Origin of the sequence: Gaetbulibacter saemankumensis DSM 17032, from assembly GCF_000425645.1 — a bacterium.
GTDB lineage: Bacteria > Bacteroidota > Bacteroidia > Flavobacteriales > Flavobacteriaceae > Gaetbulibacter > Gaetbulibacter saemankumensis.
Genome location: NZ_AUDV01000006.1, coordinates 101,423 through 126,164, shown reverse-complemented (window position 1 = coordinate 126,164; position 24,742 = coordinate 101,423). Strand labels below are relative to the sequence as shown.

Below are 24,742 nucleotides of genomic sequence, written 5' to 3'. Positions count from 1 at the left end.
GTCTTTGAAATCCTTTCAAAGATACATTATGTTGGGTGTTTATGTAAAGTTTAGAAACAAAAAAAAGCCTCTATACGAGACTTTTTAACTATTCTTTTAGCTTTTATTAATATTCATCCTCGTTCCAAAGGTAATCTTCGTCGGTAGGATAGTCTGACCAAATCTCTTCAATAGAATCGTAGGCATCTCCTTCATCTTCAATAGACTGTAAATTTTCAACAACCTCTAGAGGTGCGCCTGTTCTAATAGCGTAATCTATCAACTCGTCTTTTGTTGCTGGCCAAGGTGCATCACTTAAATAGGATGCTAATTCTAAAGTCCAATACATGTTATGTGCGTTTAAATTTTGTGCAAAAATAATTTTTTAGTTTAAACATGCAAGAAAAAAAACAATTATTTAATTATATTTTAAAAGAACGTATTTTTTTACAGCTAAAACTATCAAATTAATAGCATCATTAGATTAATAATTTTTTAGCGTGAAAGATTAAAAGAATTCTGAAATCTGAATAATTGTTAGTCCTAATCTTTCAATTTTAAGAATTCGTGCTCACAATTATTTGTGTTTTTCAGGTATCCATTTTATTTCTTTTGCTCGCAAGTCATAAGACAACTTCCGTGCCAATACAAAAAGGTAGTCAGAAAGGCGGTTTAAGTAAATTAAACAGTTGGCATCGACAGCTTCTATGTCATTAAGTGCCGTTGCTAAACGCTCAGCTCTTCTGCAAACACAGCGGGCTATGTGACAGAATGACACGGTTTGGTGACCGCCCGGAAGCACAAAGTGAGTCATAGGCGGTAAGGCTTCATTCATTGTGTCCATTTCCAGCTCTAAACCTTCAATGTCACTATTGTCTATTTTAGGAATATTTAGGCGTTCTTTGCCGTTTTTCAGTATGGCTTTTTCGGGATCGGTTGCCATGATGGCTCCCACGGTAAACAAACGGTCCTGGATGTGAACTAACACATTTTTGTAATTAAGGTCTATGTTCTGATCACGAATTAAACCTATGTAAGAGTTTAGTTCGTCGACAGTGCCGTAACTTTCAATGCGGATATGATGTTTAGGTACTCTGGTGCCACCAAAAAGTGCTGTGGTGCCTCGATCTCCCGTTTTAGTGTAAATTTTCATTTAATGGGTGTTATGGTTAAAACCTATCTTTTTTCTGATGTTTTATTCGTATTACGAAATTAGGGGTTAATACTTAAATATTAAAGTTTATGTCTTGTTGATTTTATTTTATTAGATTCTTCGGTGCGCTATAGATGACAAGTGATGTCATGCAGCAGTAGGTTATGACTGGAGCATCTTTTAATGAAGGTATTGGGACTAATGAGATCCTTCGATTCTTCGACAAGCTCAGAACAGGCTAAGCTCAGGATGACAATACCGGTTCGTAAGTTTAGGAGGAGATTCTTTCTTTATACCTTAAATGGTGTTTACTTTTCTTAATATCAAATGCACAGAATGACAAGTTGATGTGAGTGTTTCGTTTGTCAAGATTCTTACCGGCGCTCTGAATGACAGGTGCTATTAGATTCTAATAGAAAAGTGTTCTTTACGTTGTTCCTTTCTAAAGAATACCAACCCCCAGTTGAAGGTGTCAATGGTAACAGTTACTTTGGGGTGCTGTTTTATTTGTTCCCAGGCTTCCGTCATGCCTTTAGACCAGTAAATATCGTCGAAAATAAAAACCGAATTGTTGTGAGCGGTATTTAATAAGCGTTCAAAATAATGGCCAGTTGCTTCCTTTTGATGGTTGCCATCAAAAAAGATGAGGTCGTATGAATTTGATTGGACTTTCTCAATGGCCTTGCTAAAATCGGCGTTTATAAAATTAACAGGTCCTAAATTAAACACTTTGGTTTGATTTTGAGCAATTTCATGAATATTGGTGCAGCCTTCTATACTGGTTATGGCTGCCTTTGGGTTGGCCAATCGCATGGCGGTTGTTGCGATTCCCAGAGAGGTGCCTAATTCTAAAATATGCTGGCATTCTAAGTATCTGGTGATTCTAAATAATAATTTAGCTCGTTTTGGTGTGGTACCGGCTGACTTTGCGATTTCAGATATTTGGCGGTTATTGTCCTTGGTTATTACTGAACCTGCTCCTAAATCGGTGACCGTAATACGTGCTTTGTTTTTTAGTAAGGCGGTTCGGTAGGCTTTTAAGGTTTTATATTCGGGATAGCTGCTTTTATGGTAAAAACATTGTGTAACCAAATTATATACAAAGGGCGAATGTACGCCATGCTGATTGGTCGAGCGTCCTAAGAATTTTAAATATTGTCTGAACTGATACAACATGCAAGACTTTTATTCTTCCAGTTTCGATGAGAGTTCGAACCAGCGTTCTTCTTTAGCTTCAATGTCGTCTATAATAGCCTGTAATTTTAATGAGAGCTCGTTAATCTCATCCTGAGTTAAATCGGGATTGTTAAACTTCGCTTCCATCTCTTTCTTGTCGTAGGCTAAAGAGTTGAGTTTACTCTCAATATTTTTGAGTTCTTTTTCTTCATTAAAACTCAGTTTACTGGCCTCGTTTTGTTTCCAGGACGATTTGTCTTTCTTGTTTTCGGTGGTTGCTGAAACGACTGGCTGACTGTCTTCATAAACGCGGTAATCGGTATAGTTTCCCGGGAAGTCTTCAATAACACCTTCGCCTTTAAAAATAAATAAATGGTCGACAATCTTATCCATGAAGTAGCGGTCGTGCGATACCACTATGACACAGCCCGGGAAGTCTAATAGAAAACTTTCCAGTACGTTTAGGGTTACAATGTCTAAATCGTTGGTAGGCTCATCGAGGATTAAAAAGTTCGGGTTCTGAATAAGCACCGTACACAGGTATAAGCGTTTGCGTTCGCCACCACTCAGTTTTTCAACAAAGTCGTACTGCTTTTTCCTGCTGAATAAGAATCGCTCCAGTAACTGCTGCGCACTGATTTGTCTGCCTTTTTTCAGGGGTATGTAATCGCCAAATTCCCTAATAACATCAATAACTTTCTGGTCTGGCTTTACGGTAATGCCTTTCTGTGTGTAATACCCAAATTTAACCGTGTCTCCAATAATCACTTTACCCGAATCAGGTTGGTCACTCTGGGTGAGTATATTTAAAAAGGTGGTTTTTCCGGTACCGTTTTTACCAATAATGCCTATACGCTCGCTTTTCTGGAAATTGTAATCGAATTTATCTAAGATGACCTTGTCTTTATAGGCTTTAGATACTTTATGGAATTCCAGAATTTTGCTGCCCAGGCGTTCCATATTCAATTCCAGCTGTACCTGATGGTCGTTTCTACGCTGGTGGGCACGGTGTTTAATATCCTGAAAATCGTCTATGCGTGATTTAGATTTGGTGGTACGCGCCTTGGGCTGGCGTCGCATCCATTCCAGTTCCTTTTTAAAGAGCTGTTTGGCTTTTCCGGTTTCTACTTCGGTACGTTCAATACGAGCTTCACGCTTTTCGAGGTAGTAGGAGTAGTTGCCTTTGTAACTGTGCATTTCGCCTTCATCGAGTTCGATAATTTCATTACAGACGCGCTCCAGGAAATAACGGTCGTGGGTGACCATAAACAAGGTGATGTTTTCTTTTGCAAAGAAGGCTTCCAGCCATTCAATCATTTCTAAATCGAGGTGGTTGGTAGGTTCGTCGAGAATTAACAGATCTGGTTTATTAATTAAGGCATTGGCCAGTGCCAAACGTTTTTTTTGTCCTCCAGAGAGGGTACTTACTTTCTGGTCCAGATTTTCAAGCTTTAATTTAAAGAGGATTTGCTTGTATAAGGTTTCGAAATCCCAGGCCTGGTGTAATTCCATCTGTTCGAAGGCCTTTTGGTAGGCTTCGGTGTCTTCGGGGTTTTCGAGTGCTTTTTCGTAGGCCTCAATGACTTTAAGGATGTCGTTGTCGCTGGCAAAAATGGTTTGTTCTACCGTAAGATTGTTGTCGAATTTAGGGTCCTGAGACAGAAAAGAAACCGTGATGTCTTTTCGGTAGGTAACGTTACCCGCATCGGGCGTATCTTCACCTGAAATAATGTTTAAAATGGAGGTTTTACCTGTACCATTTTTAGCGACAAAAGCTATTTTCTGATCTTTATGGACACTAAAAGAGATATCCTTGAAGAGGGTAAGTTCTCCATAGGATTTTGCTATATTTTCAACATTTAAATAGTTCAAAAGCACTAGTTTTTTGCAAATAAAAGATAAAAAAGTGAAAATATGGGTATTAGTTTTATTGTTCCGGGCTAAAAGTTATATTTGTGATAAAGCAAATCTTACTATGGTAAAATACGGGTTCCTGATTTTTTGTTTGGTTGTTGCGACGCTTATGACCTCCTGCATAACGAATAAAGATGTGGTATACCTGCAGGATAAGGGAACGGTTCTTAATGATTCCTTGCAAATACAGGCTCTTGCTAAGCCTTATCGTGTTCAGGTAAACGATATCCTTCAGATTAATGTGAAAGCGTTAGACGAAGAATTGGTGGCTATTTTTAATCCCACATCTAATTCCTCAAATAATGAAGGTCGGGGTTCAGAACAAGCTCTCTATTTTAAAGGGTTTACGGTGGATTTACATGGCAATATTAAATTTCCAATTCTAGGAGAATTAAATGTGTTAGGCTATACGGTTGAGGAAATAGAGGCTATGGTTAAAAAAGAATTGTTGGCACAGTATTTTAAGGAAACGGCTCAGTTATTTGTAACGGTTAAACTAGCTGGGTTAAAGTATACTACTTTAGGTGAAATGAAAGCCGGTAATCATGTGATTTACAGAGATCGTGTAAACATTCTGGAGGCTATTGCCAATGCGGGTGATATCAAGGTAACCGGGGACCGTCGTGATGTGATGATTATACGGCAGTATCCACAGGGGCAAAAAATTCATCATATCGATTTAACCGATAAAAATGCGATGGCCTCTGAATTCTATTATATTCAACCTAACGACATCATTATGGTGAAGCCTTTAAAGCGCAAGGCTTTAGGAGGCGGACAGACGGCCGTTCAAAATTTAACGACCTTGGTAAGTGTATTTTCTATTTTAGTGAGTACTTATTTTATAATACGTAGTTTATAAGCCATGACAGACGATTATACCTCCCCACAGTATACTTTAAATTTCGATTTTAAGGCTTTTTTGTTCAGGGCTTTAAGTTACTGGAAGTGGTTTTTACTAGCTTTAATTATCGGTGTTTATGTGGTGTATCAGCAAAATATTAGAAAGGAATTCCCATATACTTTAGATGCTTCTATTTCTGTACAAAATGATAGAAACCCCTTGTTTACGCCAAATACTAGTCTAATCTTTAATTACGGCGGTGTTTCGGGGAAGGTACAGGATGTTTTACTTAATTTAAAATCCAGAAAACATCATGAAAAGGTTGTAGATAGTCTTGAACTGTATTTTAGTTATTTGCAACAGGGCCGTTTTCATAAGAAGGACATTTATAAGGCCGTTCCATTTGCTTTTGAAAGTAATCCTGAGGCGTTTCAGGTTACAGGTTATCCTATTAAAATTACTTTTATTGACGATGAACAGTTTGAGTTGTCTTACGATTTTGGAGACACTGGAGCCGTATCGGTGCAGAATTTTGAAAGCAAAGAGATTAAGACTCTACTTATAACTCGGCCCCAGTTAAAACAAACTTATCACTTTGATGATTATATCGATCTTGATGTGCTTAAGGGGCGTATTGTTAGAAATGACAAGTCGTTTAATTTATCAGGTAAGTCGTTTTATATAGAGTACACTAATTATAATGTTACTGTGACTCAGTTTGTAAAACGATTTTCGGTAGTTAACGAAGGTGGGAGCCCGTTATTAACCCTTCGTTTAACCTACAGGAATAAAGCTAAAATTGTGGATTATCTCAATGCCAGTATTGCTATTCTTGATCGTGATTTATTACAACGTAAAAACCAATATGCTATTAATACCATCGATTTTATTGATAAACAATTGTCGAGAGTAAAGGCAGAGTTAGGTGAGAAGGCAGATTCTTTAAATAGGTTTAAACAGCAGAACAAAATATTAGATTTAGGTAGTGAAAGTCATGTGCTTGTAAATAGAATTACCCAGTATGAAGAAGAGAAACTTGTTTTAGAAGAGTCTTTGTTCTATTATGATTTATTGAAAAACTATCTAGAGACCAGTAAAGATTTTACCAATTTTCCTGCACCGGCGGTTCAGGGGATTTCAGATTCGAATATTACAGGCGCCATTTCTCAAATTATAGCATTATCTGGAGAGAAGTCGAAGTTAGAATATTCTGTGCGTAAAGATGCTGCCGTTTTTGATGATTTAGACCGGCAAATTGAAGGGCTGAAACAGGTTATCTATGAGAGTGTTTCTTCCAATAAGGCCAATATTAAATTTCAAATACAGGCATTAAAAAATAATATTTCTAATTTGGAACGCGAGTTTTCGGTAATTCCTAAACATCAACAAGAGCTTCAGGGAATTGAACGCGCGTATTTGCTAAGTCAAAACACTTACAATTTATATTTAGCGAAGCGTGGTGAAGCCGATTTGATAAAGGCTTCTAATATTTCTGATATTGTATTGATAGAGCCTGCTAAAGATATCGGACAAGGTCCGAGGGTGGTTAATCTGGGGATACGGTATGTGTTTGCCGTTGTAGCTGCTTTTATACCTATTCTTTTGGTTGCTTTTGTTATAACTTTTTTCGATAGAAAGGTTCATAGTCCGGTAGATCTTGAAGCCTTAACCTCCATACCACTATTAGGTGTGGTAGGAAGGAGCCGATTTGATAGTAATTTGGTTGTTTTAAATAAGTCGAATTCAGCTGTTGCTGAAGCCTTCCGAGCTATTCGTACCAGCTTGCAGTTTATTTATAGAAAACAAGATGTTTCTGGTTCTAAAACGGTTATGGTTACGTCTTCGATAAGTGGTGAAGGGAAAACCTTTTGTTCCATTAACCTGGCGTCTGTGTTTGCGTTGAGTGGAAAAAAAACGGTGTTGGTGGGATTAGATTTGCGTAAACCTAAAATATTTGACGATTTTGAAATAGCCAATGATATTGGTGCGGTTAATTATTTAATTGGTCAGGCTTCTTTTGATGCTATTGTGCAAAAAACAAGTATCGATCATCTCGATGTTATTACGTCTGGCGCTGTGCCGCCTAATCCGTCGGAATTATTAATTGGTGATTATGTCGAGTCTTTAATGCAGGAACTTAAAACCCATTACGATTATGTTATTCTGGACACACCACCAATAGGTTTAGTATCTGATGCTTTGGAACTTACGCGTTATGTTGATGCTACCTTGTATGTCTTGCGACAGGATTACACCAAGAAGGATATGCTTAAGTTAATTAACGATAGGTATAAAAAGGGTGAAATTAAGAATATTAGTTTGCTTTATAATTTCTATGATCAATCTTCTAAATATGGTTATGGCTACGGTTATGGCTATGGTACTTATGGGAATGGGTATCATGAGCGTGCTGGTGAGAAGAAGCACGGTTTTTTTGGTAGGTTGAAGCGGGTTTTTGGGAAGAAGCATTCCTGATTGTTTTTTAATGAGATTCTTTGCTTGCACTCTGAATGACAGGTGTGGTTGTTATGTTAATTTTTGGCTTGACCCAAAAAGAACCAAAAAAGTCAAGTCAAAAAGTAGGAAATTGCTAAAGCACCATGCGTTCCCGGAATTTCATGTTTGACGCTTCGCATCGCAGTTCCATTCCTTCACTTATAATTTTTTGATTTTTGACGGGGCGTTGCGTTCCCATTCACGTTTGTTGTAAAGATTAATAATATAGAATCCAAAATCTTTAATTGAAGCTAAACGGCCTATCGAAAGTGTATCGTAAAATTTGAAGTGCAGTTTCCGTAAAATTTTAGGCTGTTTGAGCAAACGTATTTTTTAATGATAATATAGTTTGTAAGGCATTTCTAAATGTTTTAGGTATTGTAAATTTAAAGCGAGTTTCTAAAATTTAGGAAGCAAGCGATAAATTTAGATACAGTTTCGTAAGCCTAGCGTTTTTTGTTACTTTTTTTGGTAATGCAAAAAAGTAAATAGCCCTTTTATTCGCAAATGTTATAATAGATTAAGGAGCTCATGATGTGCTTTGCAGTTGCTTGTCCAAAAGAAACGAACCAAAGAATTTGATGAGATCCTTCGATTCTTCGACAAGTTCAGAACAGGCTGAGCTCAGGATGACAAGTTGATTTCGAATATTTGGTTTTATGAGATTCTTTGCTAATTCGACAAGTTCAGTATAGGTTATGTTCTGAATGATAGGTGTGATTGTTATGTTCGTTTTTGGCTTGACCCAAAAAGAACCAAAAAAGTCAAGTCAAAAACTAGGAAATTGCTAAAGCACCATGCGTTTCCGGAATTTCATGCTTGACGCTTCGTATCGCAGTTCCATTCCTTCACTTATTATTTCTGATTTTTGACGGGGCGTTGCGTTTCTATTTATGTTTTTGGTTAAAATGATTATATAGAATTTTAAGCGGAAGGTGGTTGTAGGTGAAACTTCTTTTTTTTAGTGATTATGGATTGTTTTGTTGAAACTGTCACTTTTTGTTGTTTTCTGTTTTTTAAGGTTACTATACTGTATCTATGCCTTTGGTATACCTTTGGTATGGGTTTGGTAGGGAGGATGACAAGTTGATTTGGAATATTTGGTTTTATGAGATTCTTTGCTAATTCGACAAGTTCAGTATAGGTTATGTTCTGAATGATAGGTGTGATTGTTATGTTCATTTTTGGCTTGACCCAAAAAGAACCAAAAAAGTCAAGTCAAAAACTAGGAAATTGCTAAAGCACCATGCGTTCTCGGCATTGCATGCTTGACGCTTCGTATCGCAGTTCCATTCCTTCACTTATTATTTCTGATTTTTGACGGGGCGTTGCGTTTCTATTTGTCTTTTGTTAAAACCGTTATTTGAAGTTGTTTGTCACACTGAGCTTGTCGAAGTGTGGTTATTTAATAGGATAGTGAGAAGGGGTAAAAGTGAGAGGTTATTTTGATGAGATTCTTCGCTAGCGCTCTGAATGACAATTGGTGTCATGCAGAAGGTTTGATATTAAGAAGGCAAATACGGTTTGTGGTAAATAACGACTGAAACATCTTTTTATGGTTGGTTTTGGGTTCAATGGGATCTTTCGATCCTTCGACTAAGCTCAGAACAGGCTAAGCTCAGGCTGCCATGGGTGAGCAGTGAGTGATATGTAGTGATAAGGTAGGGTGGAAGGTGTTATTTGTCGAATTAATATGTAAATGATTTTTTTGAATGGGTTGAGCTAATTATATTTACTACTTGACAATGCCATTAATCTTTACACGTCCTTGGAAACCCGCGTATACCAGAAAGAACATACTTTAAGTTTTTTAAACCTTTTAAAAAGTAGTTTAAAAGATATTTATAGTTCTCGATTTTTAGCGAGGCAACTTACCGTGCGTGATATTAAGGCGCAGTATCGCCAATCGTATTTTGGATTTTTATGGGCTTTTGTTATGCCATTAACTACCGCTTTTGTGTGGATTTTTTTAAACGGCACGGGTACTATAAAATTATCGGATACCGGAGTGCCTTATCCGGTGTATGCTTTTTCGGGAACATTAATCTGGTCTATTATTACGGGTGCTATTAATGCCCCGCTAAGCAGTACCAAAAGTGCCAGGGGTATTATGAGTAAAATAAATTTTCCTAAGGAGGCTTTAATTATATCAGGTGTTTATAAGTTACTGTTTGACAGTAGTCTTAAAATTTTGTTACTCCTGGTGTTTGTGTTTGTGTATGGTATAGGGTTTCAATGGTCGATGCTGTTATTTCCTTTAGCCATTCTCGGACTTATTTTGTTTGGGGTTACTATTGGTTTGTTTATCACGCCTTTAGGGATGTTGTATAACGATGTGGCGAAAATGATTGGTATGGGCTTAAAACTGGTGATGTATATCACGCCAGTCGTGTATGCAATTCCTAAAACCGGAATGATGCATGCTATTATGAGCTATAATCCCTTAACGGCATTAATATTAACGACACGAGATACGGTTTTGGGTACGACATCAGGTTTTACGATGCCATATGTCTGGGTTATGCTAGCTTGTTTACCCTTGTGCTTTTTAGGACTGGTGTTTTACAGAATGTCGATACCGGTGATTGTGGAACGGGCGTGAGATGTGAGAGGTGAAATGTGAGAGGTGAAGCGTGAAACGTGAGACGTGAGACGTGAATTCGACTCACGATTTACAAAAAATAAAATTATGGATCATAAAGATTTAGATGTGTGGAAATCTGGGATGGATCTGGTCGAACTGGTTTATAAAGTTACTTCAGTTTTTCCTGATGATGAACGTTATGGTTTAACGAGTCAGATGCGGAGAGCAGCCATTTCTATTCCGTCTAACATTGCAGAAGGATGTGGTCGGAAAAGTGATAAGGAATTGAATCAGTTTATATCTATCGCTTTGGGTTCTATTGCCGAATTGGAAACACAGTATTTCATAGCTTTACGATTACATTATTTGGCGTCTGACACCAATGTTACTGACAGGCTTTTAAAAACGAAACAGTTATTATTGGGGTTTAGGAATTATTTAAGGCGTAAGAAGTGAGTGGTGAAGCGTGAGACGTGAAATGTGAGAGGTGAATCGTGAAGCGTGAGATGTGAGATGTGAGTGGTGAAACGTGAAGTGTGAAGTGTGAGAAGTAGGATGGTTTTCGATTTACGTTTTCCGATTCACGATTAATATAGACATGAATAAAATAAACGAACATATAGAAAAACATAACGACGATGTGCTGGTGCGCGTTGAGGGATTGAGCAAGAAGTTTTGCAAAGACCTGAAGACGGGTTTGTGGTATGGGGTGCAGGATTTGTTTTCCAATATGCGTGGTAATATCCATGAACGGTTACTGAGACCTAAGGAGTTCTGGGCGGTTAAGGATGTTAGTTTTGAGCTACGTCGTGGGGAGTGTTTAGGATTGATTGGTCATAACGGGGCAGGTAAAAGTACCTTGCTGAAAATACTAAACGGCTTGATAAACCCCGATGCCGGAAAGGTTACCATAACGGGGCGTGTTGGGGCTTTAATAGAGCTTGGTGCCGGGTTTAACCCCATATTGAGCGGACGTGAAAATATTTATAACAATGGGGCTATTCTGGGCTTTAGCCGACAGGAGATTGATGCCAAATTAGAGACCATTATTGCTTTTGCCGAACTGGAGGAGTTTATCGATATGCCGGTGCAGCATTATAGCAGCGGGATGAAGGTACGTCTGGGTTTTGCTGTTGCGGCACAAATGCAACCCGATGTGTTGATTATAGATGAAGTGCTTGCGGTGGGCGATTTAGGTTTTGTACTAAAGTGTTTTAAAACCATAGACCAGCTTTTACCCAATACCGCTATGGTGTTTGTGAGCCACAGCATGCCTATGGTATCACGCATTTGTAATCAGATTATACTTATGGATCACGGGATAGTGGAATACCAAGGGGCTGATGTTGGTAAGGGGATTGATTTGTATTATACCCGATTTGCTAATAATGATACCAACGTGGTATTTGATGATGGATCTATTAAATTGGAACAAGTTAAAATTTTGGCTGACGTTAATGATCTGGGATTATATTATTTAAATTGGTGCGATGATTTTAAGTTGGAGTTAGTTGTTAATAATCTAGGATTAGATGAATTGCCATTAATAGAAGTTACAATTTATGATAAAGAACAAAGAGAGGTGGCTAGATTTATTCAACAATGCAGCAATAGAAAGCTAATAAAAGGAATTTCCATAATTACTATAAAACATGATAAAATACAACTTTCGAAAGGAATTTATTCTTTAAGTCTAACAATTAACAACAAAAGGAATAATACTCCTCTCATGAGGGTTAATAATATTGCTTCTTTCCAAATTTATCATGATCGAGAAGTGTGGTCACCTTTTCTACTCGATTCAAATTTAGAATTGAACGAATTGTAATTAATTCAATAAAAATAATTAGCTTAATGATAAACGTTACCAAAACTTTTTTACCTCCACAGAACGAGTATCAGGCGATACTAAAAGAAGCCTGGGATGCAGGTTGGATGACCAATCGAGGGGTTTTGGTAAAGGAACTGGAAGCAAGGCTTAAAGATTACTTAGAGGTGCAAGATATAATTGCCATGACTAATGGCACCTTGCCCTTACAAATAGCCATTAAAGCTTTGGGATTACAAGGTGAGATTATCACGACTCCTTTTAGTTATGTAGCCACAACGAGCAGTATTGTTTGGGAGGGTTGTACCCCTGTGTTTGTTGATATACATTCGGAGTATTTAACCATAGATGAGACTAAGATTGAGGCGGCTATTACCGCAGAAACTTCGGCTATACTAGCCACGCATGTGTTTGGAAACCCATGTGACGTAGAAGCTATAGAACAAATTGCTAAAAAACATCATTTAAAAGTAATTTACGATGCCGCGCATTGTTTTGGGGTGCGGTATAAAGGACAGTCTGTTTTTAATTACGGCGATGTAAGTACCTGTAGTTTTCACGCCACCAAGTTGTTTCACACAGGAGAAGGGGGGGCTTTATTTTGTAAACCAGAATTACGAGATGAGATGTATTACCATCATAATTTAGGGCATGACGGCCCCGATGTGTTTAGAAGTTTAGGTATTAATGCTAAAATGAGTGAATTACAGTCCGCCATGGGCTTGGCGGTTTTACCTTATGTCGATACTATAGTTCAACAACGGCGTGAGGCTGTAGATTATTACAAAACTTTAGTGGATGCTTTACCATTAAAAACAATCGAACTACGTGAGCATACCCAATGGAATTACAGCTATTACCCTGTTATTTTTAAAAATGAAATTAAATTGTTACAGGTGAAAATGGCTTTAGAACAAGTTGATATTTATCCGAGACGTTATTTTTATCCGAGTTTAAATCAGTTGCCTTATGTAAAAGACGGTAATTGTCCAATATCAGAAACAGTGGCTTCAAGCATTATGTGCTTGCCACTTTGGGCAGGCATCACAAAATCTGACATTAAAACGATTTGCAAAATTATAAAAACCAGTATATAGTATATGGATTTTTTTATTCTGGGTAACCCACGATCAGGAACAACCTTATTGCGTTTATTATTAAATGCGCATTCGCGCATTGGTGTGCCTCCGGAATGTGGTATGATACAATGGTGGTACAGCACTTATAAAGACTGGGGAACTAATAAACGCTTGCTCGCTCAGGATTTTTTAAGCGATATTTTACGTTCAAAAAAAATTGAAGACTGGCATATTAACCCTGCTGATATTACTTACATATTAGAACAGGATTATAATTATGCTGAGGTGTTTGATGCTATTTACAGACAATATACCGGTAAACCCATTATTGGCGATAAGAATAATTATTATATACACCATCTGGATACATTAAAACACCTTTACCCTAAAGCAAAGTATATTCACCTTATACGTGACGGGCGTGATGTGGCTTGTTCATACTTACAATTGCAAACTTTAGATCAAGGACTTAAATATATGCCTAAAGTTCCCAATGACATAGAACACATTGCCAAAGAGTGGGATGCTAATGTGAGTAGGATTGATAGTTTTTTAGAGACTGAACATGCATTAATAATCCGGTATGAAGATCTGTTATTGGATATAGAAAGGATTTTGCAATTGGTATGTGCCTTTTTAGGAACAGCTTTCGAACCGGATATGCTTAGCTACTACACGAATAATAATGAACCGGAATCTACGCTGCACTGGAAGACTAAAGTTGTGGAACCATTAGATACAAGTAATTTTAATAAATTTAAAACGGTATTATCAGAATCGGAACTCGAGCTGTTTCATGCCGTTGCCGGTAACACCCTAAAAAAATATAACTATGTTACTTAGTGTTAGGTTACAAACGTATAATCATGCTGCGTATATAGAAGCAGCGCTTCAAAGTATTGAAGCTCAGGTGACCGATTTCGGGTTTGAGGTAGTTATAGGAGATGATTTTTCTGCAGATGATACGCCTAGTATTATAAAACAGTTTATTGCTCAGGCTAAAAACCCTAAAATAAGTTATCGCCTTTTAGAACGGGAGCCAGGCGATCCGTATTGGCAGAATCGTCAGGAATTGGGGCGTCTATATAATTTTACGAATATACTGGGACATTGTACTGGTACTTATGTAGCCTTGCTAGATGGCGATGATTACTGGACCGATCCTTTAAAACTACAAAAGCAGGTTGATTTTTTGGAGGAGAACAAGGGTTATAGTTATTGTGGGCATAAATCCAGTGTTTTAAGAAATGGAATTTTAACTAAGATTCCTCTGGGTGTGGTGGAATTTGGCTTTCATGAGTTAATATTTAAAAATGTTTTAAATACAAATACATTGCTTCTAAGAAGAGAAAGCATAAAAGATATTCCAAGTTTCTTCTTTAACGTTCCTGCGGCTGATTGGGCATTGCAGTTATTGGCTATTAAAAATAGTAGAGCCTACATTTTACCTGATTATATGAGTGTTTATAGAGAACACGATACTGGTATTTGGAGTAATTTAGACAATAAGACAAAATGTTTAAACGGAGTAAAGACACAAGAAACCTTAAAGTTATTATATCAAGATACAAACTCAAAACGTTTAATAGATAGGGCAATAAGACAAAGAAAGTTAGCTTTTGGAGTGGATAAGGAGAGTTGCCTGAAGAAATTTATGAAAAGAATTAAACTGAAACTAAATAAAATATTCTATTGAAAGAATTTATAGATATTCCGTTCAGGACTGATACTTTAGATAGATATCTAATTAGGACCTCTATTTTTAGTGCTTTAAAAATTAACTTACCTTCATTTAAAGGAAAACTTTTAGATGTAGGGTGTGGGAAAATGCCTTACAGAGATTATGTTTTAGAACATAGTGATGTTGAAGATTATATTGGTTTAGATATAGAAACTGCTTTAGATTATGATAAAAAAATAAAACCTGATTATACTTGGAATGGTATAATAATGCCTTTTGGAGATAATAGTTTTGATTGCGCTATAGCAACAGAGGTTTTAGAGCATTGTCCTGAACCTGAAGTTACTTTAAAAGAGTTATATAGAGTATTAAAACCAAAAGGTATCTTGTTTTTTACTGTACCTTTTCTCTGGAATTTGCATGAAGTACCCCATGATGAATACCGATTTACGCCTTTTGCTTTGCAAAGGCATTTATTAATGGCAGGGTTTAAGGAAGTAAATCTAAAAGCTACAGGTGGTTGGCATGCTTCTATGGCACAGATGCTTGGTTTATGGGTGAGAAGAAGCCCTATGACAAAAATGAAAAGAAAATATTTATCTATAGTTTTAAAGCCAATTATTAAGTTTTTAATTCGAAAAGATAAAATAAATAAGGTTAGGTTTGTGGAGGGAGAGATGATAACAGGTTTATATGGTACGGTTAAAAAATGAAACATAGAGATCTCAATATAGCTATATTTACACCCAGTAGGAATCCTTATTCCGAAACTTTCATACAGGCGCATAAGCGGTATTTAAAAGGAAATATCTTTTATTTTTATGCCATGGGAGGCAATATTCAGTTAGAAAACCGCCCTCCTTTGGCTACTTTTATTACAAAGGCCTTTTTGAAGTTTTACGAAAAGCTGTTTAAAAAGGGAAGTAATTATGTTTGGGAAACTGTATTGTTAAAAGCTTTAAAAGCCTATAAAATTGAGGCTATTTTAGTAGAATACGGGACACATGCCCATCATTTAAGACGGGTTTTAAAAGCATCGGGTTTGCCAGTCGTAGTGCATTTTCATGGGTTTGATGCCAGTGTACGGCCTACGATAAATGGATGTGATTCTTATAAGGAGGTTTTTGAGATGGCTAACAAGGTAGTTGCTGTATCTCGTGTTATGGAACAAAGCTTATTAACTTTAGGGTGCCCAAGGTATAAGCTTGTTTATAATGTTTATGGTCCCCAACCAGAGTTTATGGAAGTTCAAGCAACATTTGCCAAAAAGCAGTTTGTTGCAATAGGGCGTTTTGTGAATAAAAAAGCACCCTATTATACGATTTTAGCTTTTATATCTGTAATAGAAAAATATCCTGATGCCATGTTATTGATGGCAGGCCAAGGAGAATTATATAACACCTGTAATAATCTAATAAAGTATTATGGTATAGAGCAAAATATAAAGCTTTTGGGTGTTATAAGACCAAAAGATTATAGGGGTTTACTGGAAGAATCTTTAGCATTTGTGCAACACAGTGTTACTGCAATTAACGGCGATATGGAAGGAACGCCATTAGCTGTTTTAGAAGCGAGTGCGGCAGGATTGCCCGTTATTTCTACAAGGCATGCTGGCATTTCTGATGTTGTGGTACATGGAGAAACGGGTTTGCTTTGCGATGAACATGATGTGGAGACTATGAGTAAACATATGTTGATGCTATTAGATGATGTAGAAAAGGCAAAACGTATGGGGGAAAAAGGAAAAAAACGTATACAGGAACTGTTTAGTTTAGAACACCATATTGATGGGTTGCAACAATTGTTGGAGGCATCAGTTTAAATTACATAAATAGCAAATGTCATCTGCCCAAATACATATTAAAAAAAGTATCGGAAGATACGTTGTTCCTTTGGCAGATGGGATATCCAGATGGCAGGCTTAAGCCATGGATGAGTTTACTTTTTAAAAAAGAGATTAGGTTAAGGCATATCGGGTCACCTTGTTTTATGTTTCATTGTAAATATGTGAAGCATGTACAATGGGATGCCTACAAATGTGCTGATTACAGAATTATTAAAGGGCTAAGTATATTGATTCCTAATATCAAGGTAATTGCTAAACTTTTAATTTTATTAAATAATTCGGGAGGCAGGGGGAAGCTTAAGGATATTGAGGTTTAAGGTGCGAGAAGTGTCATGCGTGAGATGCTAGAGGTGTAAGAGATGAAATGTGAATAGTGAAGAGGAGTTTGTAATTACAATTTTCTATCTTAGTCTCGTATTGTATAAACCATGAGTAAAAATCCTTTAGTTTCTATTATTATACCCACATTTAATCGCGCTTACATAATAGGTGAAGCCCTTGATAGTGTATTAGCACAAACTTATATCAACTGGGAATGTTTGGTTATAGATGATGGGAGTAGTGACGAGACGGACATCTTGATGGCAGATTATACGAAAAATGATTCGCGCTTTTTTTATTATCAAAGGCCCTCAGAGATTATAAAAGGGGCTAGTGCCTGTAGAAATTATGGTCTTAGTAAAGCTACTGGAGATTATATTGTTTTTTTGGATTCTGATGATTTGTTACTCGAATATTGCTTAAAGTCTAGAGTTGAAATGTTGAAAAATAATATTTCAAAGGGGTTTTATGTTTTTCCTATGTATATTGAGAACGAGAGTGGTTCTAGAAATGTTTTTGAGATACCTAAAAGTGATTCTTATTTAATAGATTTTTTGTCTTGCAAGGTATATTGGGGTATTATGTGTACTTTTTGGAATGCTAATTTTTTGAAAAAACTAGAGGGATTTAACCCGATTTACCCAAGACTAAATGATCCGGAAATTCATATTAGAGCCATGTTAAATGGACAAAATAGCTTTGTAGTGTATAGGGAAGTTACGCCTGATAGTGTTTACAGGGAGGCCAGAATAAAAGATAAACATAAATTTGCTGTTAATTATGCAAAATCATTATCATTTTTTATACCAGATATAACGAAGAGTTTGAAGCGGTTTAATTTACTTAGTTATCGGTTTTATTTAAAGGGATACCTTAAACACTATTTTTTAAATTTTCACAAATTTAATTCAAAGAAAAATAATAGTAAAGTTGCAGGAATATTTTATAAATACAGAATTATTTCAATCTTTAGCTATTGCAAGCTTTTATCCCATTATTATTTGTTTTTGATATTTAATAAAATTTTAAAAAGGGTGAAACAAACATTAGAAGGATGTTTAAATCAATTATAAGCTATGTTAAAACGGTTTAAGTTAATATTTTTTTTCATTCCTTATCACCATATTGGGGGTGCTGAACGGGTGCATTTAAATATTATCAAAACGTTACATAATAAACCTATTGTTTTTTTTAACAATGCGAAGAAAGAATCGATAAGTTCAGAGTTTAGAAATCATGCTCATTGCTTTAGGGTTGCTAGCAGAAGACAAAAGAAAATAGCTGTAAATTTTGTGCGAATTTCATCTGTTTTTTTTGAGGTTATTGCTTTCGGTAGTAATAGTAATTTATTCTATAAGTTGGTTTCAAAATTAAGATTAAAATTAAAAGTTAAGATTATTGATTTAACCCACGCCTTTTCTTTCCCTGAATTAGGTATGGAACAAACTTCATTACCTTTTATTGATTTAATTGATAAGAGAATTGTGATTAATAAGAAAACAAAGGAAGATTATAAAAAATTATATTTAAAGCATAATATAAGTTTAGAATTTTTAGATCGTTTTATTGTTATACCAAATGGTATAATAATAGGGGAATTTGACGAGAAAGAAATAGATGTTCGTTTTAAAAATTTTACCATAGGATTTGTTGGTAGAAATTCGAAAGAAAAAAGACCAGAAATATTTTTTGATATACTAAGGGAAACGGGAAGTAAAGGTAAAGTTATAGGTGATCATTTTGATAATTTCAAAACATCTTTTTCGGATATAGAGTATTTTGAGAATTGTAATAATCCAAAACAAGTTAGGGAGCATTTTTCTAGAATATCGCTCTTAATTGTTTCTTCTTCTAGAGAAGGGTTTCCATTGGTGATTATGGAGGCTATGGAATTAGGTATACCGGTAATCGCTACAGACGTAGGGAGTATTTCAGATCACGTAAAAAACAATTTTAATGGATTTATAGGGCCGGTTAAAAGTGAACTTTTTATAACTTTTTCTAAAAACTGTATAAATAATCTAATTGGAGATTATAAACTTTACAGAAGTTTGGCAGTGAATGCAAGAAATTATGCAGAAGCCCATTTTGATATAGAAAAATTTAATAGTAATTATAGAGAATTGTTTTATGAATAATTCTTTAGTTTCCATTATTGTGCCCTGTTATAATCAAGCTAATTATTTGGCGGCTTGTTTGCGGTCGGTTTTAGAGCAAACTTATACCAATTGGGAGTGTATTATAATTAATGATGGCAGTACAGATAAAACAGAATTGATTGCTAAAACTTGGATAGACAGAGATCACAGATTTAAGTATGTGTGTCAGGATAACCGTGGTTTAAGCGCTGCGAGAAATGCAGGATTGAGTTTAGTGACAGGTGACTATATTCAGTTTTTAGATGCTGATGATATTTTGGATTCTAACAAGCTAATTTTATCTTTAGAAGAATGTCGAAAATATTCAGGGTCAGAGCGGTGGCATATTGTTATTTGTAATTTTATGATGTTTAAGGGGGATCTTACAAAGGTATTTAAGCCATATTGTGTATTGGAACAAAGTTGTTTTAGTTTTGATAGTCTATTATATGGATGGGAATATGAATTTACCATACCTATACATTGTGGTTTTTTTTCATCGGGTTTATTTAAAGATTTCAGGTTTCCCGAAATGTTAAAAGCTAAAGAAGACTGGGTAATGTGGTTAATGTTGTATAAAAGTGATGTGCAAACCCATTTTATTGATAAGACTTTGGTGTTTTATCGTTTGCATAATAATAGCATGACCCAACAGGTTGAATTTATGGAGGAGAATTATATTAATGCCCTTGGTTACCTAAGAAATATAGTAAATCATGACGATTATGTTGACTATTTGATTTTTGTATTAAAGCAGAAGCAAAATCGTTTGAATCATTTAAAAACGCGTATTGATAATTATAGAAAATCGAGAGGATACAAAATATTAAGAAGTATCAGGGAACAGCGCTTAACCAGATATATTATTAAACTGTTGAAGTAAATGCTGGCTATAATAATTCCCTTTTTTAAACTGGCTTATTTTAAGGCGACCTTAGACTCACTTGCTAAACAAACCAATAAGTGTTTTAAAGTTTATATAGGGGATGATGCGAGTCCGGAAGACTGTACTGTTTTATTAAAACAATATGAAGGACAGTTTGATTTTGTGTATCATAGGTTTGTCGATAATTTAGGGAGTAAAAGTTTAACGCAGCAATGGGCACGTTGTATCGCATTATCGGAAAGCGAGAAATGGCTAGTGATTTTAGGTGATGATGATTGTTTGTCTATCAATTGTGTAGAAGCTTTTTACGAACATTTGGAGGTTATAGAGCACACTACTAATTTGGTGCGTTTTGCTAAAAATATAGTTGATAAAGATACCCAAATAGAACAGCCCGTACAGTATAATCCGGTATTAGAATTTGCAGCAACAGCCTTTTACAGACGTATCACGGGACAAACCACAATAAGCTTATCGGAATATGTTTTTAGAAGAAGGGTTTATCTTAAGTACGGGTTTTATGATTACCCCTTAGCCTGGCATAGTGATAACCGTGCTTGGATAGAGTTTGCGGAAGATAAACCTATATATTCTATAAATGAGGGAGTTGTTGGTGTTGGTCGTTCAAATTTAAGTATTACGGGTAGTCCTTCATATAAAGCCCAGAAAATACAGGCCAGTCTATTATTTTACAAGTATCTTGTTAGAAAAAAGTTGGGTATATTTGATAAGAAACAAGCAGTTCGAGTATTGCATAAATATGAAAACGTTATTGGATTAATTCGAGAACTAACATTAAAAGACCGACTGTTTTTAATGCCTTATTATATGAAAAACTGCGAATCTGTTGCTTTTAAAAATTATTTAAAAAAGGTTATTAAGACGTTATTGAAGATTAATTGAAAAAAATAATACTTATAGTACCCTATTTTGGAAGCTGGCCTGTGTGGTTTGATGCTTTTTTAGTTTCTGTGGCTAAAAACCCTTCGGTACACTGGTTTTGTCCGACGGATTGTGAAATTCCTCAAGCCAAACCAGATAATATTACCTTTTTACAAACGTCTTTAAGGGATTTAAATACAACTATTAATAACAAGTTGGATTTTAAAGTATCTTTAAATATTCGGAAATTTTGTGATTTAAAACCAGCTTATGGTGATATTTTTGGCAAGGTTATTACAGGTTACGATTTTTGGGGAATTTGTGATATGGATATCATCTGGGGTGATATCAGAAGCTTTATGACCGATGAGGTATTGAGCAGTTATGATATTATTTCAAGTCGAAAGGGTGCTATATCCGGGCATTTTACATTGTTTAGGAATGTTGAACCAATAAATATGATATACCGTGAGATTGCTGATTATAAAGAGCTTATGGGAACATCGAAACTCACCCGTTTTGATGAGACTGTTTTAACATATTATATTAGGCATTCCATAGGCTTTAAAGTAGGTGATTTAAAAATTAAATGGGATGCTATATTATGCAACCAAGAACGCGGAAGAGATTCGCATCAGGAGTATTATTTAGATCGCTGGCAATGGCGAGAAGGTAGAATCATTAATACTAAAACCAATAAGGAGTTTATGTATTTGCACTTCATTAACTGGAAACGCACGATGAGGTACAACAAGGTAAAATATTCAGAGCCTTTGCCAAATCAGTTTTATATATCTTATAACGGGATGCATTTTGAAAGACATTCAATGTTTGCGCATGTACTGAATACTATAAAAAATGTGTTTAATGGGTATTATGTTAGGATTAAAATAAAGTTATATGTCAGAAAGTTTAATAGATTCAGTCATAAATTAATTGTGAAATTTAAAAGAAATTGATGTTTGGTACTCTAAGAACTTTTTTAGCGATAAATGTTATTTTATTACATGTTTTTAGTATCCCTACACTTGGGAATTTTTCAGTTTCATTCTTCTTTATTTTATCAGGGTTTCTTATGACTCTGATAATGCATGATAGTTATTCTTATAAAATAAGAGGGATTACTCGTTTTTGGAAAAATAGATTATTGAGATTATTTCCTATTTATCTGATTATTATAGTTTTAACTATTTTTCTTTTAAAATTAGGTTTGAATACATCAAGGCACCGTCATATTTATTTGCCTAATACTTTAGGTGAATGGTTGGCAAATATATCAATGATCTATCCTAATATTGTTCCACATAGGTTTGAGCCAAGATTATCACCCCCATCCTGGGCATTAACCAATGAAATGCTATTTTATTTGCTAATCTCAATAGGGATTTCTAAAACCCAGTTAAGGACATTGTTTTGGTTTATATTGAGTGTAATATATTTTGCGGTAACATATTTTTATTACGATATTCCTACCTTTAGGTATAGTGCTGTATTCGCATCCTCTTTACCATTTTCTATTGGAGCTGTATTGTTCTGGTTAATAAAAAAATACCCTCTAAAAGAAGTAAAGCTATTACATGTTGGCTTTTTATATGTTTTATTTGTTTTAAATGCTGTTTACTGTAATGTGGTTAATGACTTTTTATCTGATTTGAGTATTTATGTTAATATGTTTATATCAACATTAATTATTTATCTTTTGTATTTCATAGATTTGGGAAGTAGCATAAGAAAAATTGATAAGCAGATAGGGTTATATAGTTATCCTTTTTATTTGTCCCATTATTTGGTTTTAATGATGTATTCAGTTTTAATTGGTTATGGTGTAATTGATAATACGTTTAAAATAGGAGTAAAGGCAATGCCTTTTTATTTTTTATTTTTAGCAGGGGTAAATTATTTATTGGTTCATTTTGTAGAAATGAGAGTTGATAGATTTAAATTACAATTGAAAAATAAACAATTTAAAGCATATTAGTGATAGTATTTATTCATATACCTAAAACGGCAGGAACCACTTTTTACGACCTTGTTAAAAAAAATCATAGTCATTTTTTGAAACCTAAGTTAGAGAAAGATGTGTTTAAATATCTAAATAATAATCTCACGAATAAGAATTTAGGTATAAGGTTACCAGGAGGATATATTACAGCACCTGAAACTTTAAATATTTTAGAAGGGATGCTTTTAGATAATATTGACTTTATTGGAGGTCATATAGGTTATGGGTTTCATGAATTAGTAAATAAACAACAGGTTGATTATTTAACTTTTATCAGAAATCCAAAATCTCGATTATTATCTGATTTTAAGGAACACCATAAACCGGGGCGTTTTTTTTATGAAGAATTAAAATCAAATGGTTTTAATCTTAATGATTATTTGCGGCTATTAAAAAAGAAAGGTTTAGATAATATTATGACTCGGCAACTTGCTGGACCTGAAGATTTCTTTTTAAAAGAAAATTATAAAGTTTCAGAGAATACTTTAAGGTTAGCCATTAAAAATAGTAAAAGTGTTTTAATTTTTGATATTAATAGATTTGATGAAGCTGTTTTTTACTTGAGTAAAAGATACAAATGGAAATATACTAATTATAAAAAACAAAATGTATCTGTAGGGTTAGGTTATAATTTAGAATATGATGAACAGTTGTTTTTTGAAGTCATCAAATATGATTTAGAATTATATAGAGAAATGAAAAAAAACGTTTTAAATGATTCAGGATTAAATTTGTTTCAAAGATTACAAATGAAACTTAATAATTTTTTTGTAGTATGATCATTTCTCTTTTACATCCTTTTACGCCTCAAGCAGCCGGTGTAGTTGAGCCAAGTGTGGCAACATACCATAGTCAGCCACATTTAAAAGCCATGCAGCAATTAATGCAAGAGCATGAAAATATAACTTGTACTGTTGACTATTTTACACCAAAATTTAGACGCTATCATTATTGTTTTCAAGCTGTTGATTACCGGTTTTATCCGGTGCAATTAACATGGAGCGGTGACCATAAGAAATGGAAGAAACAGTATTCAAAACCCTGTTTGAAAGCTTATAAAAGAGAAACACCAGATGTGACTATTATTAACATGTCTGGGCATTCCAGTCCGTTTTCTCATGAATTGGCTCAAATCATTTTAAAAGCAGGGAAGCAATATATTGCTATGTTGGGCGGTCAACATTATACCGATACGCCTGATAACAGACAGTATTACAAACGGGCACATCATGTACTGGTACATACGCAGTTACAAAAAGACATGATGCAGCAGATGCCTATGTTTGAGGGTTTGGATATTCGGGTGTTTCCATTGGGTGTGGATACCACAGTTTTTAAACCCTTACCTCACGATTTAAACTTAAATCCCAAATTGCTATATGTGGGGCGAATTGTTGGGTTGAAACAAATTCATTTAGCCATTGAGGCCTTACACGAAGTAGTAACCAATGGATTTGATTATGCGACATTAACCATTATTGGCCCCGTAAGTTCAGAATCCTATTATCAGCAATTACAACAACGGGTAAGAGCGTTGCATTTAGAAACACAGGTGTTGTTTTTAGGACATAAAGAACATGAAGCACTGCCGCGTTATTTTCAGGAAGCCGATTTGTTGTTATTGCCCAGTGATAAGGAAACCTTTGGTATGGTGATGGTGGAGGCTATGGCCTGTGGGACACCTGTTGCAGCATTAAATTGCTCAGGAGGGCCTGCCGATGTGATTGCTCATGGGATTAATGGTTTATTGGGAACTGAAAATACCTATGCGGGGATGGTTTGTGGTTATTTTATGAATGCAGATAAACAAAATGCAATGCGAATTGCTGCTCGTGAAAAAGCAGTTAAAGATTATAGTTTGGAAAAAACGTATGAGGTTTTATTGCAATGTATTAAAGATGTTATGGGGAATAAATTGTAGAAATGTTTAATG

General features: G+C 35.2%; 23 protein-coding genes. 19 read left to right on the top strand and 4 right to left on the bottom strand.

The genetic code is table 11. The features are described 5' to 3' along the window. Window positions 1-106 precede the first annotated feature (106 nt). The 4 genes from H611_RS0102845 to H611_RS0102830 all read right to left on the bottom strand — a co-directional run bounded on the left by H611_RS0102845 (window position 107) and on the right by H611_RS0102830 (window position 4,180). On the bottom strand, window positions 107-328 hold the full coding sequence (locus H611_RS0102845; protein ID WP_027136925.1) for a DUF2795 domain-containing protein: 222 nt from the start codon (window positions 326-328) through the stop codon (window positions 107-109). A 228-nt stretch (window positions 329-556) separates the two neighbouring features. Beyond that, on the bottom strand, window positions 557-1,132 hold the full coding sequence (locus H611_RS0102840; RefSeq protein ID WP_027136924.1) for a cob(I)yrinic acid a,c-diamide adenosyltransferase: 576 nt from the start codon (window positions 1,130-1,132) through the stop codon (window positions 557-559). A gap of 402 nt (window positions 1,133-1,534) precedes the next feature. Then, the gene (locus tag H611_RS0102835) at window positions 1,535-2,308 is read right to left on the bottom strand and encodes an O-methyltransferase (protein WP_027136923.1); all 774 of its coding nucleotides are present in this window, start codon (window positions 2,306-2,308) and stop codon (window positions 1,535-1,537) included. A 9-nt stretch (window positions 2,309-2,317) separates the two neighbouring features. After that, window positions 2,318-4,180, bottom strand: a complete 1,863-nt coding sequence (locus tag H611_RS0102830; RefSeq protein WP_027136922.1) for an ABC-F family ATP-binding cassette domain-containing protein — start codon at window positions 4,178-4,180, stop codon at window positions 2,318-2,320. Window positions 4,181-4,331: 151 nt separating this feature from the next. Here H611_RS0102830 and H611_RS0102825 point away from each other — a divergent pair, with 151 nt between their 5' ends. From H611_RS0102825 to H611_RS14435, 19 genes are all read left to right on the top strand, one after another. Next, window positions 4,332-5,084, top strand: a complete 753-nt coding sequence (locus tag H611_RS0102825) for a polysaccharide biosynthesis/export family protein (RefSeq protein WP_245574759.1) — start codon at window positions 4,332-4,334, stop codon at window positions 5,082-5,084. 3 nt (window positions 5,085-5,087) lie between these two features. After that, a complete protein-coding gene (locus H611_RS0102820) occupies window positions 5,088-7,541 on the top strand; it encodes an exopolysaccharide transport family protein (RefSeq protein WP_027136920.1) in 2,454 nt (817 codons plus the stop codon). A 1,789-nt stretch (window positions 7,542-9,330) separates the two neighbouring features. Next, window positions 9,331-10,164 (top strand): ABC transporter permease, encoded by an 834-nt coding sequence (locus tag H611_RS13895; protein ID WP_051238702.1) that lies wholly within the window; start codon window positions 9,331-9,333, stop codon window positions 10,162-10,164. Window positions 10,165-10,251: 87 nt separating this feature from the next. Continuing rightward, a complete protein-coding gene (locus H611_RS0102795) occupies window positions 10,252-10,602 on the top strand; it encodes a four helix bundle protein (RefSeq protein ID WP_027136918.1) in 351 nt (116 codons plus the stop codon). A gap of 142 nt (window positions 10,603-10,744) precedes the next feature. Next, window positions 10,745-11,974: an ABC transporter ATP-binding protein gene (locus tag H611_RS0102790; RefSeq protein WP_051238701.1), complete on the top strand. Its 1,230-nt coding sequence runs from the start codon at window positions 10,745-10,747 to the stop codon at window positions 11,972-11,974. A gap of 26 nt (window positions 11,975-12,000) precedes the next feature. Continuing rightward, window positions 12,001-13,071 carry a DegT/DnrJ/EryC1/StrS family aminotransferase gene (locus H611_RS0102785; RefSeq protein WP_027136916.1) on the top strand — a complete coding sequence of 357 codons (1,071 nt, stop codon included), beginning with the start codon at window positions 12,001-12,003 and terminating at the stop codon, window positions 13,069-13,071. A gap of 3 nt (window positions 13,072-13,074) precedes the next feature. Then, window positions 13,075-13,896 (top strand): sulfotransferase family protein, encoded by an 822-nt coding sequence (locus tag H611_RS0102780; protein ID WP_027136915.1) that lies wholly within the window; start codon window positions 13,075-13,077, stop codon window positions 13,894-13,896. Continuing rightward, window positions 13,886-14,749, top strand: coding sequence for a glycosyltransferase family 2 protein (locus H611_RS0102775; protein ID WP_027136914.1), 864 nt, complete (start codon window positions 13,886-13,888; stop codon window positions 14,747-14,749). Before H611_RS0102780 ends, H611_RS0102775 begins: the two co-directional genes overlap by 11 nt. Further along, the gene (locus tag H611_RS0102770) at window positions 14,746-15,447 is read left to right on the top strand and encodes a class I SAM-dependent methyltransferase (protein ID WP_027136913.1); all 702 of its coding nucleotides are present in this window, start codon (window positions 14,746-14,748) and stop codon (window positions 15,445-15,447) included. The genes H611_RS0102775 and H611_RS0102770 overlap by 4 nt, the downstream gene beginning before the upstream one ends. Next, the gene (locus H611_RS0102765; protein ID WP_027136912.1) at window positions 15,444-16,556 is read left to right on the top strand and encodes a glycosyltransferase family 4 protein; all 1,113 of its coding nucleotides are present in this window, start codon (window positions 15,444-15,446) and stop codon (window positions 16,554-16,556) included. Before H611_RS0102770 ends, H611_RS0102765 begins: the two co-directional genes overlap by 4 nt. Window positions 16,557-16,633: 77 nt before the next feature. Then, window positions 16,634-16,897: a hypothetical protein gene (locus tag H611_RS0102760; protein WP_027136911.1), complete on the top strand. Its 264-nt coding sequence runs from the start codon at window positions 16,634-16,636 to the stop codon at window positions 16,895-16,897. A 111-nt stretch (window positions 16,898-17,008) separates the two neighbouring features. Then, on the top strand, window positions 17,009-17,974 hold the full coding sequence (locus H611_RS14440) for a glycosyltransferase family 2 protein (protein ID WP_051238700.1): 966 nt from the start codon (window positions 17,009-17,011) through the stop codon (window positions 17,972-17,974). Between the two features lie 3 nt (window positions 17,975-17,977). After that, window positions 17,978-19,039, top strand: coding sequence for a glycosyltransferase family 4 protein (locus H611_RS0102750; RefSeq protein WP_027136910.1), 1,062 nt, complete (start codon window positions 17,978-17,980; stop codon window positions 19,037-19,039). After that, window positions 19,032-19,922 carry a glycosyltransferase family 2 protein gene (locus tag H611_RS13885; RefSeq protein ID WP_051238699.1) on the top strand — a complete coding sequence of 297 codons (891 nt, stop codon included), beginning with the start codon at window positions 19,032-19,034 and terminating at the stop codon, window positions 19,920-19,922. The genes H611_RS0102750 and H611_RS13885 overlap by 8 nt, the downstream gene beginning before the upstream one ends. Beyond that, window positions 19,923-20,828 (top strand): glycosyltransferase family 2 protein, encoded by a 906-nt coding sequence (locus tag H611_RS0102740; RefSeq protein WP_027136909.1) that lies wholly within the window; start codon window positions 19,923-19,925, stop codon window positions 20,826-20,828. It begins immediately after the preceding gene. Beyond that, complete coding sequence (locus tag H611_RS0102735; RefSeq protein ID WP_027136908.1) at window positions 20,825-21,766, top strand: DUF6625 family protein; 942 nt, start codon at window positions 20,825-20,827, stop codon at window positions 21,764-21,766. Before H611_RS0102740 ends, H611_RS0102735 begins: the two co-directional genes overlap by 4 nt. After that, entirely contained in the window at window positions 21,766-22,785 is a 1,020-nt protein-coding gene (locus tag H611_RS0102730; RefSeq protein ID WP_027136907.1) for an acyltransferase family protein, read from the top strand. The genes H611_RS0102735 and H611_RS0102730 overlap by 1 nt, the downstream gene beginning before the upstream one ends. Further along, window positions 22,785-23,588 carry a sulfotransferase family 2 domain-containing protein gene (locus H611_RS0102725; protein WP_027136906.1) on the top strand — a complete coding sequence of 268 codons (804 nt, stop codon included), beginning with the start codon at window positions 22,785-22,787 and terminating at the stop codon, window positions 23,586-23,588. The genes H611_RS0102730 and H611_RS0102725 overlap by 1 nt, the downstream gene beginning before the upstream one ends. Then, window positions 23,585-24,730 carry a glycosyltransferase family 4 protein gene (locus tag H611_RS14435; RefSeq protein WP_051238698.1) on the top strand — a complete coding sequence of 382 codons (1,146 nt, stop codon included), beginning with the start codon at window positions 23,585-23,587 and terminating at the stop codon, window positions 24,728-24,730. Before H611_RS0102725 ends, H611_RS14435 begins: the two co-directional genes overlap by 4 nt. Window positions 24,731-24,742: the final 12 nt, after the last annotated feature.